We start from the raw sequence: 12,093 nt of genomic DNA on the forward strand, positions 1-12,093 counted from the left end.
GCGTGCGGCGCTGCGTCGTCCCCGCGTCACATTTCAACCACGACGGCTGCCTAGCGTCGCCGGAGACGCCTCGCTGCGCCGCTCCCCGATTCCGGCCCCCGGTGCCGGATCCGGTCGACGGGTCAAGAACGGACACGATGAACGCTCCCGCCTCCAGCGCCCTGCGCGACGACCGCTACGACGCGCCGTCGGCGCATCTCGCCACCACCCGCGACCTCGGGATCCGCAGCCTCCAACTCGGCATCGCGGCCCTGCAGGAGGCGAGCGCCGCCTTCCAGGGCCGGCTCGGCGCGGCCTTCGAGGAGGCGGTGCAGACCATCCTGCAGAGCAAGGGCCGCGTCATCGTCAGCGGCATCGGCAAGAGCGGGCATGTCGGGCGCAAGATCGCCGCGACGCTGGCCTCCACCGGCACGCACGCCTTCTTCGTCCACCCGACCGAGGCGAGCCACGGCGACCTCGGGATGATCGCCCGGGACGACGTCATCATCGCGCTGTCGTGGTCGGGGGAGACCGCGGAACTGTCCGACCTCGTCGGCTTCAGCCGCCGGTTCTCGATCCCTCTGGTGGCGATCACCCGCAACGGCGAGAGCACCCTGGGCAAGGCCGCCGACGTGCTGCTGGAACTGCCCCGCGTGCGGGAATCCTGCCCGCACGACCTCGCGCCGACCTCCTCCAGCCTGATCCAGCTGGCGCTGGGCGACGCCCTGGCGGTGGCGCTCCTGGAGCGGCGCGGCTTCACCTCGGCGCGCTTCCACACCCTGCATCCGGGCGGCACCCTCGCGGCCCGCCTCAGGACCGTGCAGCAGGTGATGCACGGGCCCCAGGACATGCCGCTGGTGCACGAGACCGCCCTCATGTCCGAGGTAATGATCGAGATCGCGGCGCGACGCTACGGCTGCGTCGGCGTCACGGACGCGGCCGGCCGCCTCGTCGGCATCGTCACGGACGGCGATCTGCGCCGCCACATGGGTCCGGCGCTCCTCGACACGCCGGTCTCGACCGTCATGACCCGCGACCCGGTGACCGTGGAGCCGCACAAGCTGGCCCAGGCCGCGCTGGAGCTGATGAACCGCCGGCTGATCACGGCGGTCTTCGCCGTCACCGACGGCCGGCCGGTCGGCATCGTGCACGTCCACGACCTGCTGCGCGTCGGCATCGCCTGAGGCCGTCCGGACCCGGCAGGGTCCGATCCGCGCCCGCATCCCGCGAGGCCTCCGCGCCTCGGGACGGGGCCGGCGGGTACGGCGACCGGGCGCCCCTCACAGCCGGGCCAGCAGCTCCGTCTTCTTGGTCGCGAACTCCGCGTCGGTGAGCACGCCGCGCGCGTGAAGGTCGGCCAGCCGCTCGATGGTCGCGAGGATCGCGTCCGGAGACGACCGGTCCGGGGCCGCCGAAGGGGCAGCCGCAGCGGCCGGCGAAGCGGCGGGGGCGGCCTTCGCCGGGATCTCGGCCGGGTCCGCTCGGCCCGGATCCACCTGGCCCGGATCCGCTTGGCGCGGCGCCGCGACCTCCGCCTCGATCCGGCGGAGGCGGTCGAGGGCGACGGCCCCGGACGGTCCCGTGAAGCCGAGGCTGCCGTTCGCCTGGGAAACGCCGGTGATGCGGTGCTCGCCGGTATCGTACAGCGCGACCCCGGACCCCGCGTCGACGGCGAGCCGCCGGCTGTCCGGGAAATAGGCGTAGCGCAGCCCGTCCTGCGCGCCGGTGCTGGCCGGATCCCCGAGGCCGGCCGGCCACCACTCGCCGCCGCCGCGCCGCGCCGCGGGCGCGGCCTCCGAGAAGCCCCCCGCGGGGAGCGCCCCGGCCAGCTCGGTGCAGAGCGCGTCGACCCGCGCCTTCAGCGCGTCGTCGAACATCCGGCCGACCATCACCATCCCGCCGGAAAACCACTGCCCCATCCCGCCGAGATCGGGATGGTCGAACTGCGCCATCGTGCCGTGGCCACGCTCGAGGGCCCGGACCAGGTGGCGCACCGCGTCCGGGCTGACCCCGTGGCGGTCGGCGACGGTCTGCAGCCCGGGGACGGGGTCGAACGGCCCGTCATCCCGGAACGGGTCGGACGCGGCGGTGTCGGACGGATCCATGAGCCAGCTCCCGAAGCGTCGGAGGGCGGACAGGAGGCGCGCGGCGGCGGCCCCCTGCCGGCCCGGGTCGAGCCCGTGGGCCTGCGCCCACGGACCTGCGACGGCGTCGCGATGCGGAGCCAATCCCCGGCCGTCCGAGCGGGTTCCGGCCCGTCTCAGCCGGCGGCCTGCGGGAACGGTCCCGCGATGGTGAAGTCGGTGATCGGCCGGCGGCCGTTCGGGGTCTCGCGGGGCCGCTGCTCCTCGGTGAGGTCCGCCTCGGGCGTCTTGCGGCCGACCGCGAAGGCGGCCTCGATCCGGTGGTTCTCGGGCAGACGCAGCACCGCGGGCGCGCGGACGTGGTCGAACCCGACCATGCCGTGGGCGTGCCAGCCCTGGTGGATCGCCTGGAGCTGGAAGGCCAGCGAAGCGGTGCCGGCGTCGAAGGAGTGGCTGTAGGATGGCTTCAGCTCGTCGCCGACCTTCATGAACCCGTTCGAGACGAGGAACAGGATCGCGCCGGTGCCGGACACCCATTTCTGATTGCCGGGCACCAGCAGGTCGAAGAACGTGTCCCAGTGGGCGTCGCCCCGGAGCGCGTAGAGGAAGCGCCAGGGCTGCGAGTTGTAGGCGGAGGGCGACCAGCGCGCCGCCTCGATCATCCGCATCAGCTCGGATTCGGGCACGGCCTCGCCCGTGAAGGCGCGGGGCGAGTGCCGCTTCACGAAGACCGGATCGATGTCGTGGTCGGCGCGGCGGGGCGGGGGCAGGCTCAAGGGATTCGTCTCCGATAGGCGCGAGCGCCCGGGCGGCCGAGCTTGCCCGAAAGGCCGGGCTGGAGGCAAACGCGGGATCGCCCCGGCCGCCGTGACGGTCGCGAAGGGCTCGAGCGGTTGCCCGGCGGGATCTTCGGAGCGCTGCCGCCTTTGCGAGCGGAGCGAAGCAATCCAGGCAGCGCCACGACTGTCGATGTCGCGTTACCCTGGGTCACTTCACTACGCTCGTGAAGACGATGCAGGCCGCCCGATGGCCGCGGCCGCTCCGGTAACGATCTCGGCCCCCCGTCACGCCACGCTGCGCTCGATCTCCTCCTCGTCGCAGATCACGCCGGCATTGCCCTCGAACTCGGCCGCGAGGTCGACGGGGGCGTGGGTCGGCGCCGGCGAGACCCGGTCGCGGGCGAAGGTCGCCAGGAACAGGCGCATGACGTGGCGCACGCCCGCGTCGTTGATGGTGCGCTGGTCCTCGTTGTAGTAGCGCCCGGCATTCACGTTGCTCGTGACGATGTCGTAGGCGGGGAAGTAGACCGCCCGCGGGTCGCCGCGGCCGACCACCTCGCCGGCCGCCACCCGCAGCACCGACTTGGAGTAGCTGTTCGACTCCATCACGTGCCGGTCCATGTAGGTGGCGATCATCGGCACCGGCGAGACCGTGAAGATCACCCGCGCCTTCGGATTCACGCTCCAGAGCCGGTCGAGGAAGCCGTTGAGGTCACCGAGCACCTCGCCCGCGCCGGCATTCACGCACTCGTAGAGCGCGGGGTCGAACGTGCCGCCCGCGACACCGGGGGCGAGCGGCAGCGCCGCGCCGTCGGCCCGCCAGCGCCAGCCCTCGGTGAGGCCGAGCGTCAGCACGAACACGTCGAGCGTCTCGAACAGACGGCGCACCTCGGCGAGGTGCGCGTCGCGCGCCGCGACCACCTCGGCCTCGCTGGCGAAGCCCGCCGGCTCGACGGTCGGGCGGAACGGGTCGACGTAGCGACCGTCGTCGCGCAGCCACGCCTTCAGTTCCGGCTCGAACGTGCCGTAGGCCCGGTCGAACAGCTGCACGAACTGGCGCGTGTAGTAGAGGTTGCCGTAGCGCGCCGAGAACGTGCCGAACTGGCGGGCATTGGCCTCCTCGGCGCTCATGCCGGGGGTCGGCGGCTCGGTCAGGTAGTAGTTGAACCCGGCGCCGCGCACCGCCTCGGCCACCCGCTGGGCGAAGCACGAGCCGCCGGTGGCGACCTTGTCGGTCGGTCCGATCACGAACGTGTCCTTCGGGTGCGGATTGACCGCGAAGGGCGGCACGTTGGTGACGACCTTGCGCCAGAATCGCTCGGCCGGTAGACCCGTATACGGATTCAACGCCATCTTCGAACCCTCTTCTTCACGACGGCGGCAGGCCCTCGGGGGCGCTGTTCCGTCCGCTGACACCGGCACGCGACGTGGCCCTGAACGACCTGCCCCGGCGCGCCCGCAGCGCGTTCACCCGCTCGGCGCCCGATTGGACGCCTACCCGTTGGGCCCCCACCTGGGCGACACCATGGCGGAACCGCGCCCGCACCGCCACGACCCGTGACGGGCCGAGCATCGCGGTGCTGGGCAATTGCCAGGCCCGGGGCATCGCCCGGGCCATGCGCCTGCTCGCGCCGAAGAGCCCGGTCCGTTACCTGCCCATGGGCTCGCTGAAGCGAGACCACGGCCATGTCGACGGCTTGATCCGGACCCTGCGCGCCCACGACCACGTCTTCTCGCAGGCCTTCCCGGCCGGGCTGATCCCCGGCGGCGACGCCGCCACTGTGCGCGCGGCCGACCCGCGGCTCAAGCTGTTCCCGTCGATCGTGTTCTCGGCCTTCCACCCGGACATGGTCTATGTCGGGCAGGCCTCGGACCTCGCCGCGCTGAAGCTGACGCCGTCGCCGCTGGGCCAGTACCACTCGGCGATCGTCGTCACCGCCCACCGGCTCGGCCTCGATGCTGGCCGCACGGCCGCCCTGTTCCGCGAGGACGTGTTCGCCCGCCTGGGCTACCTCGACCACTGGGACCCGGCGGTGCGCGAGCTCGTCGGCGCGGCCGACGCCCTGGGTTTCGGGCTGGAGCGCGAGGTGACCCGCTGGGCGCGCCGCGGCGCCTTCATGCACCTGATGAACCATCCCAAGGTCCACGTCCTCGGCGACATCGCGAGGCGGCTGCTGCAGGAGAACGGGCTCACGCCCGAGCCCGTGGAGATCGAGGATTACCTCGGCGACGAGCTGGCCCAGGACGTGGTCTGGCCGATCTACCCGCCCATCGCTGAGCATTTCGGCCTGACCGGCTCGTACCTGTTCAAGACCAAGCCGCGGGGCGACGACTTCCCGGTGCTCTACGACCTGCCGGGCTTCGTCGCGGCGAGCTTCGCCCTCTACGACGCGATGCCCCCCGGGGATCTCGCCTGCCCGCGGGTCGAGGCGTGGCTCGCCGCGCCGGAGATCGTCGCGCTGTTCCGGGGCGGCTGAGGCCGCCTCCGCGACCCGGGGCGTCCGGCCGGCAGACCCGTCGCTGCGCCCGCGATGACGGACCGGCTGGGATGGGTCCGTGACTCAGCCCGCCGCGCAGAGCCGGCTCTCGGAGCCGGCCTCGCCCAGGCCCTCGACCATCATCCGGACCAGGCGGTTAACCTCCTGCATCTGGAAGGGCTTGCGCAGGAACAGGCTGCCCGGCACGCCGCTGCGGCCGTGCGTGTCCGTCGAGGTGTAGACCACCGGCCGGTCCGGATGGATCGCCCGGAAGGCGTGGGCCACCGTCCAGCCGTCGATCAGCCCGGGCAGGTGGATGTCGGTGAACAGCCAGTCGATCGCCGCACCCCGGTCGCGCAGGACGGTCAGCGCAGCCTCGCCCGTCGAGGCTTCGATCACCCGGATGCCGTGCGTCTCGCACAGGCTCGCGACGATCTCGAGGAGCAGGTAGCTGTCCTCGACGATGAGGACGCTCTGGGCGGGGCGCATGCGGGAGGTCCGGTCTTCGGCCCGCCGATAAGGGACCGATAGGGTTGAGGATCTCTTAAAGCCCGGCCCGCGACCGTTACCGGCGGAGGCCCGGCGCCTGTTGCAGCGCCGCAACCGAGGCGGCCGAAATGGCGCGTCGCGGCCCGCCGCCCCGCCGCCGCCGCATTCCGGGCGCGTCCGGGTGCGTCAGCGCACGCCGTCGATCGGTGCGGACCGTCACCACGCTCCCGCGCCGCCCGGCGGAACCGTCGCTTAACCAACCCCGCCTACCAACGGCGCCAGGATTACGCGGACCCGCCTCGAAGACCAGCAGCCGGCCTTCGGCACCGCTCGAGGAGTTTTTCAGACCATGCCCCAGCGTTTCCGCGCCGCCGCCCTCGGCCTCGCACTCGTGGCCGCCCTCGGCCTGGGCGCCTGCAGCAACGACAAGGACCTCGCCGACGCCTCCGCCTTCGGGGCGGGCGCCGCCACCCCGGGCAGCGCGCAGGACTTCGTCGTCAATATCGGCGACCGGGTCTTCTTCGAGTCGGACTCCACCGACCTGACGCCGACCGCGACCGCGACCCTCGACAAGCAGGCCGCGTGGCTGCAGCGCTACCCGCGCTACACCTTCATCATCGAGGGCCACGCCGACGAGCGCGGCACCCGCGAGTACAACTTCTCCCTCGGCGCCCGCCGGGCCCAGGCGGTGAACGACTACCTCGCCACCCGCGGCATCGCGGCGAGCCGGATGCGGACCGTGTCGTACGGCAAGGAGCGGCCGGTGGCGGTGTGCAACGACATCTCCTGCTGGTCGCAGAACCGCCGCGCGGTGATCGTCCTCGACCGCGGCGCCGGCGCGTAGGCCGCCGCGCGAACGACCCCGGAGGCGGCTCTCGGCCGCCGCCTCCGATCGATGCTCTCGATCACGGCCTTCGATCACTCCTTCGACCCGCGCCGCAGTTTTGCCGCGGTGCGGCGCATCTGATAGGGCCTCGCGCCGACACCGGACCGCAGCCGTACCATGCCCGCCCGCCTTCGCACCCGCCTCGCCCTCGCCACCGCCGTCGGTGCCGTGCTCCTCGCCCACCCGGCCGCCGCGCAGGACGCTTCGGAACTGGTGGTGCGCCTCGGCCGCATCGAGAACCAGTCCCGGATGATGGCCGGGCAGATCGAGACCCTCCAGTACGAGAACCGCCAGCTCAAGGAGCAGCTGCGCAAGTTCCAGGAGGACGTCGAGTACCGCCTGAACGAGGGCAAGGGCGGCAAACCCTCGGCCGCGCCCGCGCCGTCGGGGCCCGTCAACGGCGGCAATCCGGGCGCCGGCCGCCCCGGGAAGCGCGGCGACGCCTTTGACCCGTCGCAGGCCCCCGGCGCCCCGGGCGCCCCGATGCAGCTCGGCAGCACGCAGCCCTCCGCGCCGCTGCCGCCCCGCGAGGCTGAGGAGGCCGCCGAGGCGGCGCCCCGGCCGCAGCGCCTGCCCCAGGGCGCGCTCAACGAGTCCGGCGAGGACGACTCGGAGGCCGGGACCTCCGGTTACGACGAGCCCGTGGACCTGCGGCCGCCGGCCCGGACCGGGGCGATCCCGGCGCGGCCCTCCGAGAGCGTGGCGGCGACCCGGACCGGAGATCCGGCCGCCGATTTCGACGCCGCGGTCGAGCTGTACCGTGCCAAGCAGTACGAGCAGGCCGAGATGGGCCTGCGCCAGTTCATCCAGTCGCACCCGCGCGACAACCGCGTCGCCGGCGCGACCTACTGGCTCGGCGAGAGCTACCTCGCCCGCGGCCGCAACCGCGAGGCCGCCGAGCAGTTCCTGAAGGTCTCGACCGACTACGCCCGCTCCGCCCAGGCCCCCGACGCCATGCTGAAGCTCGGCGTCACGCTCAACGCGCTCGGCGCCCGCGAGCAGGCCTGCGCGACCCTGGCCGAGCTGGACCGGAAGTTCCCGAATGCCGGCACCGGCGTCCGCCAGGGCGTCGCCCGCGAGCAGAAGCGCGCCCGCTGCGGCGCCTGAGCGTCTCGGGCGCTCTGAGCGACTCGGGCGACTCGGGCGACTCGGGCAACCCGGTCCTCGGCGCCCTCCGCCCCTGGCTCGACCGGGCCGCGCGCGGCGGGCGGGGCGTGCTCCTCGCCGTCTCGGGCGGTCCCGATTCGAGCGCCCTGATGCACGCCGCCGCGTGCCTGCGCGACGCGACCGGCGCGTCCCTGCGCGTGGCGACCGTCGATCACGGCCTGCGGCCGGAATCCGGCGCGGAGGCCGAGGGCGTCGGCCGCGCCGCCCGGGCGCTGGACCTGCCCCACGCGACCCTGACCTGGACGGGCGCGAAGCCCGGCACCGGCCTGCAGGACGCGGCCCGCACCGCCCGCTACGCACTCCTCGCCGCCCATGCCGGGGCGGTCGGCGCCGGGCTCGTGCTGACGGGCCACACGCGGGATGACCAGGCCGAGACGGTGCTGATCCGGCTCGCGGCCGGCAGCGGCCCCGCGGGGCTCGCCGGCATGCGCGCCGAGCGGGACCTCGGTCCCGGCCTCACCCTCGGGCGCCCGTTCCTGCACCTGCCGAAGGCGAGCCTGGAGGCGTGGTGCGCGGCGCGCGGCATCGGGTATCTGCGCGATCCCGCCAACGGCGACCCGCGCTTCGCCCGCGGCCGCCTGCGCACGGCCTGGCCGGCCCTGGAGCGCGAGGGCCTGACCCGGGCGCGCCTCGCCCGGCTCGCCGAGCGCGCCGCCCGCGACGAGGCCGCGCTCCGGGGCGCGGCCGAGCAGGCCCTCGACGGGGCGCTCCGGCCCGGGTCGGAGACGGGCGCGGGCCTGCGCCTCGACGGGCGCGCCCTGGCGGCCCTGCCGGACGCCGTGGCCCTGCGCTGCCTGGATCTCGCCCTGGCCCGGGCCGGCGCGGCGCCGCGCCGCCTCGAGCGCCTCGAGGCCCTCGTCCTCGAATCGCTCCTGCCGGCCCTGCGCCGCCGGGAGCCGGTCCGCCGCACCCTCGCGGGGATCCTCGTCGCCGCCGACGCGGGCGGGGGCGTGAGCCTCGCCCCGGCGCCGCCACGCCGGCACGGACCCGCAGGTGCTGCCCTCGCCGCAGGGTCTCCCGACTTACTTGGCAAGGGAGAGCCCCCCGCCTACATTGGCGGAGTGTGCACGGATGGACCGGAATAGCCGCGTGGCGGGTCCGTCCTGGGGGTCGCACGCGCCAGGGATTGATCGATGAACCCGAATTTTCGCAACTTTGCCTTGTGGGTCGTCATCTTCCTGCTGGTGCTGGCCCTCGTCACCCTGTTCCAGAACCCGGGTCACCGGGGCGGCGGCAGCGAGATCGCCTACAGCCAGCTCCTGAACGACGCCGATGCCGGCAAGATCCAGTCGGTGGTGATCTCCGGGCAGGACGTGTCCGGCACCTACGTGGGCGGCGGCAACTTCACGAGCTACGCGCCCAACGACCCGAGCCTGGTCTCCAAGCTCCAGGGCAAGGGCGTGCAGATCACCGCCCGCCCGCCGTCCGACAACACCCCCTGGTTCATCCAGCTCCTCGTGAGCTGGCTGCCGATCCTCGTCTTCATCGGCGCCTGGATCTTCCTCTCGCGCCAGATGCAGTCCGGCGCCGGCCGCGCCATGGGCTTCGGCAAGTCGAAGGCCAAGCTCCTGAACGAGGCCCACGGCCGGGTGTCGTTCGACGACGTCGCCGGCGTCGAGGAGGCCAAGGAGGATCTCCAGGAGATCGTCGAGTTCCTGCGCGACCCGCAGAAGTTCCAGCGGCTCGGCGGCCGGATCCCGCGCGGCGTGCTGCTCGTCGGCCCGCCCGGCACCGGTAAGACCCTGATCGCCCGGGCGGTCGCGGGCGAGGCCAACGTGCCGTTCTTCACCATCTCGGGTTCCGACTTCGTCGAGATGTTCGTGGGCGTCGGCGCCAGCCGCGTGCGCGACATGTTCGAGCAGGCCAAGAAGAACGCGCCCTGCATCATCTTCATCGACGAGATCGACGCGGTCGGCCGCCACCGCGGCGCCGGCCTCGGCGGCGGCAACGACGAGCGCGAGCAGACCCTCAACCAGCTCCTCGTGGAGATGGACGGGTTCGAGGCCAATGAGGGCGTCATCATCATCGCGGCGACCAACCGCCCCGACGTGCTCGACCCGGCGCTGCTGCGTCCCGGCCGCTTCGACCGCCAGATCATGGTGCCGAACCCGGACGTCACCGGCCGCGAGCGCATCCTGCGTGTCCACGTCCGCAAGGTGCCGCTGGCCCCCGACGTCGACCTCAAGACCATCGCGCGCGGCACCCCGGGCTTCTCGGGCGCCGACTTGATGAACCTCGTCAACGAATCGGCGCTCCTCGCCGCTCGACGCGGAAAACGCATCGTGACGATGCACGAGTTCGAGGACGCCAAGGACAAGGTCATGATGGGCGCCGAGCGGCGCACCCTCGTGATGACCGAGGACGAGAAGCGGCTCACCGCCTACCACGAGGGCGGCCACGCCATCGTGGCGCTGAACGTCCCGGCCACCGACCCGGTGCACAAGGCGACCATCATCCCGCGCGGTCGGGCGCTGGGCATGGTCATGCAGCTGCCCGAGCGCGACAAGCTCTCCATGAGCTTCGAGCAGATGACCTCGCGGCTGGCGATCATGATGGGCGGCCGCATCGCTGAGGAGATGATCTTCGGGCGCGAGAAGGTGACCTCGGGCGCGCAGTCGGACATCGAGCAGGCGACGCGGCTCGCCAAGATGATGGTGACCCGCTGGGGCTTCAGCCCCGAGCTCGGCACCGTCGCGTACGGCGACAACAACGACGAGGTCTTCCTCGGCATGTCGATGGGCCGGCAGCAATCGGTCTCCGAGTCGACCGCCCAGAAGATCGACGCCGAGGTCCGCCGCCTCGTGGAGACCGGCCTGGAGGAGGCGCGCCGCATCCTGGCCGAGCACAAGGACGACCTGGAGGCCCTGGCCCAGGGGCTCCTCGAGTACGAGACCCTCTCGGGCGAGGAGATCCGCAACCTGCTCAAGGGCCAGCCCCCGATCCGCGACGGCGGCGACGTGCCGCCGACCCCGGCCCGGGGCTCCTCGGTCCCCTCGGCGGGCCGCGGCCGGCCGAAGGAGAGCGACGGCGGCCTGGAGCCGCAGCCGCAGGCCTGAGGTCGCGGAATCGGACGAGCGAAGGGGGCGCCGCGAGGCGCCCTTTTTCGTTCCGTGCGGCCTCCTTCGACGCGCGTGCGGATTCGGTGCGCTTTCAGGACGCTGTCAGGACCGCGCGTGGGGCCGCGTCGCGCTCCCTCATCAGCGGCGGCGTTCGCCGGCGACGCGTGATCGTCGCCGCGTCTCCCGTGACAAACCGGCCCTCCTGTCGGCGGATCGCGCGCGTCAGCTTGGCCGGAGGCTCCGCGGACTCCGCCGAATCGGAAACACAGGTCCCTTCCACAGGCCGCCGCGAAACCCCCGATGCCGGTCTCGACCTATCTCGTCGTCGCCCTCGGCGCCGTCGTCGCCGGCTTCGTCCAGGGCCTGTCGGGCTTCGGCTTCGGCCTCACGGCCCTGTCGTTCTGGGCCTGGGTGATCGACCCGCAGCTCGCCGCCGTGCTGGCCGTCTCCGGCGCCTTCACGGGCCAGGTCATCGCGGCGGTCTCGGTCCGGCGCGGGTTCGAGACTAGGCGCCTCGCGCCCTTCGTCCTCGGCGGCCTCGCCGGCATCCCCCTCGGCGTCCTCCTGCTGCCGCGGCTCGACGCCGACTGGTTCAAGACGCTCCTCGGCCTCCTGCTGATGGTCTGGTGCCCGGCCATGCTGTTCGCCCGGAACCTACCGCGGATCGCGGCCGGCGGCCGGCTCGCCGACGCCGCGGTGGGCCTCGGCGGCGGGATGATGGGCGGGCTCGGCGGCTTCACGGGCATGCTGCCGACCCTCTGGTGCACCCTGCGCCGCTACGAGCGCGACGTGCAGCGCTCGGTGATCCAGAACTTCAACCTCGCGATGCTCAGCGTCACCCTGGCGACCTACCTCGCCGCGGGGCTCGTCACCCGGGCGACGCTGCCGATCCTGGCGGTGGTCCTGCCGGCGATGCTGGTCCCGACGCTGCTCGGCACCCGGATCTATCTCGGCCTCAGCGAGGTCGCCTTCCGCCGGCTCGTGCTCGGCTTGCTGACCGTCTCGGGCCTCGCGCTGGTTTCGGCCTCGGCGCCGCGGCTCCTGCAGCGCGCCGGGCGCCCCATTTCGACCGCCTTTGTCGGGGAGCACCCCGTTGACTCTGCCGGCCGGTGAGCCGCCGGCGGGCGCGATAATCTGCTAAGCTGTGCCGGGTCCGCGAGACCGGGCGCCGGA

At 73.1% G+C, this 12,093-nt stretch carries 11 protein-coding genes; 7 read left to right on the forward strand and 4 right to left on the reverse strand.

Annotated elements, in window-relative coordinates:
• The first annotated feature begins 137 nt into the window (after positions 1–137).
• Positions 138–1,163: a KpsF/GutQ family sugar-phosphate isomerase gene (locus tag LXM90_RS01925; RefSeq protein ID WP_056533680.1), complete on the forward strand. Its 1,026-nt coding sequence runs from the start codon at positions 138–140 to the stop codon at positions 1,161–1,163.
• Positions 1,164–1,259: 96 nt separating this feature from the next.
• On the opposite strand, the gene LXM90_RS01930 is transcribed toward LXM90_RS01925, so the two are convergent.
• The 3 genes from LXM90_RS01930 to LXM90_RS01940 form a co-directional block, all read right to left on the reverse strand.
• Positions 1,260–2,084 (reverse strand): SHOCT domain-containing protein, encoded by an 825-nt coding sequence (locus LXM90_RS01930; protein WP_234081615.1) that lies wholly within the window; start codon positions 2,082–2,084, stop codon positions 1,260–1,262.
• Between the two features lie 155 nt (positions 2,085–2,239).
• Positions 2,240–2,839, reverse strand: a complete 600-nt coding sequence (locus LXM90_RS01935) for a nitroreductase family protein (RefSeq protein ID WP_100252501.1) — start codon at positions 2,837–2,839, stop codon at positions 2,240–2,242.
• 288 nt (positions 2,840–3,127) lie between these two features.
• On the reverse strand, positions 3,128–4,195 hold the full coding sequence (locus LXM90_RS01940; RefSeq protein WP_042675851.1) for a GSCFA domain-containing protein: 1,068 nt from the start codon (positions 4,193–4,195) through the stop codon (positions 3,128–3,130).
• A gap of 224 nt (positions 4,196–4,419) precedes the next feature.
• Here LXM90_RS01940 and LXM90_RS01945 point away from each other — a divergent pair, with 224 nt between their 5' ends.
• On the forward strand, positions 4,420–5,319 hold the full coding sequence (locus LXM90_RS01945) for a WcbI family polysaccharide biosynthesis putative acetyltransferase (RefSeq protein WP_020094014.1): 900 nt from the start codon (positions 4,420–4,422) through the stop codon (positions 5,317–5,319).
• 84 nt (positions 5,320–5,403) lie between these two features.
• Here LXM90_RS01945 and LXM90_RS01950 read toward each other — a convergent pair whose 3' ends face one another.
• Entirely contained in the window at positions 5,404–5,808 is a 405-nt protein-coding gene (locus tag LXM90_RS01950; protein WP_020094013.1) for a response regulator, read from the reverse strand.
• A 349-nt stretch (positions 5,809–6,157) separates the two neighbouring features.
• On the opposite strand from LXM90_RS01950, the gene pal reads away from it, so the two are divergent.
• The 5 genes from pal to LXM90_RS01975 all read left to right on the forward strand — a co-directional run bounded on the left by pal (position 6,158) and on the right by LXM90_RS01975 (position 12,033).
• Positions 6,158–6,652 (forward strand): peptidoglycan-associated lipoprotein Pal, encoded by a 495-nt coding sequence (gene pal / locus LXM90_RS01955; protein WP_012321252.1) that lies wholly within the window; start codon positions 6,158–6,160, stop codon positions 6,650–6,652.
• A 159-nt stretch (positions 6,653–6,811) separates the two neighbouring features.
• On the forward strand, positions 6,812–7,801 hold the full coding sequence (ybgF, locus tag LXM90_RS01960) for a tol-pal system protein YbgF (protein ID WP_020094012.1): 990 nt from the start codon (positions 6,812–6,814) through the stop codon (positions 7,799–7,801).
• Positions 7,802–7,908: 107 nt separating this feature from the next.
• The gene (gene tilS / locus LXM90_RS01965) at positions 7,909–8,946 is read left to right on the forward strand and encodes a tRNA lysidine(34) synthetase TilS (protein WP_103985556.1); all 1,038 of its coding nucleotides are present in this window, start codon (positions 7,909–7,911) and stop codon (positions 8,944–8,946) included.
• A 48-nt stretch (positions 8,947–8,994) separates the two neighbouring features.
• On the forward strand, positions 8,995–10,917 hold the full coding sequence (gene ftsH, locus LXM90_RS01970) for an ATP-dependent zinc metalloprotease FtsH (protein WP_012321255.1): 1,923 nt from the start codon (positions 8,995–8,997) through the stop codon (positions 10,915–10,917).
• A 303-nt stretch (positions 10,918–11,220) separates the two neighbouring features.
• Complete coding sequence (locus tag LXM90_RS01975; protein WP_020094010.1) at positions 11,221–12,033, forward strand: sulfite exporter TauE/SafE family protein; 813 nt, start codon at positions 11,221–11,223, stop codon at positions 12,031–12,033.
• The last annotated feature ends 60 nt before the right edge of the window (positions 12,034–12,093 follow it).

Origin of the sequence: Methylobacterium oryzae (genome assembly GCF_021398735.1) — a bacterium.
Lineage (GTDB): Bacteria > Pseudomonadota > Alphaproteobacteria > Rhizobiales > Beijerinckiaceae > Methylobacterium.

Excerpts from the sequence above, each read along its gene's own strand:
- LXM90_RS01975 (WP_020094010.1), top strand. The coding sequence starts at position 11,221 with ATGCCGGTCTCGACCTATCTCGTCGTCGCCCTCGGCGCCGTCGTCGCC.
- pal (WP_012321252.1), top strand. The coding sequence starts at position 6,158 with ATGCCCCAGCGTTTCCGCGCCGCCGCCCTCGGCCTCGCACTCGTGGCC.
- LXM90_RS01940 (WP_042675851.1), bottom strand. The coding sequence starts at position 4,195 with ATGGCGTTGAATCCGTATACGGGTCTACCGGCCGAGCGATTCTGGCGC.
- LXM90_RS01930 (WP_234081615.1), bottom strand. The coding sequence starts at position 2,084 with ATGGATCCGTCCGACACCGCCGCGTCCGACCCGTTCCGGGATGACGGG.
- LXM90_RS01925 (WP_056533680.1), top strand. The coding sequence starts at position 138 with ATGAACGCTCCCGCCTCCAGCGCCCTGCGCGACGACCGCTACGACGCG.
- LXM90_RS01950 (WP_020094013.1), bottom strand. The coding sequence starts at position 5,808 with ATGCGCCCCGCCCAGAGCGTCCTCATCGTCGAGGACAGCTACCTGCTC.
- ftsH (WP_012321255.1), top strand. The coding sequence starts at position 8,995 with ATGAACCCGAATTTTCGCAACTTTGCCTTGTGGGTCGTCATCTTCCTG.
- ybgF (WP_020094012.1), top strand. The coding sequence starts at position 6,812 with ATGCCCGCCCGCCTTCGCACCCGCCTCGCCCTCGCCACCGCCGTCGGT.